The sequence below is a fragment of the Stenotrophomonas sp. INTA L402-1 genome (genome assembly GCF_059295135.1).
The window spans coordinates 1-581 of sequence record NZ_JCAFWP010000183.1; the positions used below are offsets into that span (position 1 = coordinate 1).

The 581-nt window shown below is 57.3% G+C and carries 1 protein-coding gene; it reads right to left on the reverse strand.

All coding sequences use genetic code 11. From position 1 onward, the window contains the following. The coding region (zipA, locus tag AC5O77_RS22230) for a cell division protein ZipA (protein WP_494507226.1) at positions 1-567 on the reverse strand (567 nt) is incomplete at its 3' end. Between the last annotated feature and the right edge of the window lie 14 nt (positions 568-581).

Here is a 581-nt window from a genome sequence, read left to right on the forward strand (position 1 = left end):
AGACGGTACCTGCATAAAGATAGTGACACCCGGAGTAGTGAAATCCTTCATTTCAGGATCAAAGGTTCCCGGTTTCACCATATTCGCCAGGCTGAATAACGCCGGGCCGCTGCCATCCGGGCTAAGATGACGATGGTAAATATTCATATCGCCAAAAATGAAGCCCGCTTGTTGAATGCTGTTAAGAAGCAGTTCACCGTTTAGCTCGCTACCGTGATGCGCCGCGACGTTCATGATAATCACCGCTTCTTTGCGCTTCGGTTTATCCATAACTGGAGCCGGTTCCGCTACAGGCTCAGGCTGTGGTGCCGCTACAGGCTCTGCAGGCTGGAAAGCCTGTTGTGCCGGTTGCGGTGCTGAATGCACTGGCTGCGGCGCTGATGCGACCTGTGGCGAAACTGGCTGCTGCAACGGCTGTTCAGGCTGCGGCTGATAGGCAGGCTGCTGCACGGGTTGCTGCACCGGCTGCGCTGGACGCGGAGCATGTTGCGGCGGTACCTGCGCTTCAGGCGGCTGCTGGACCGGTTGACGCGGCTGCGCAGACGCATAAGGCTGTCTCTTATACACATCTCCGAGCCCAC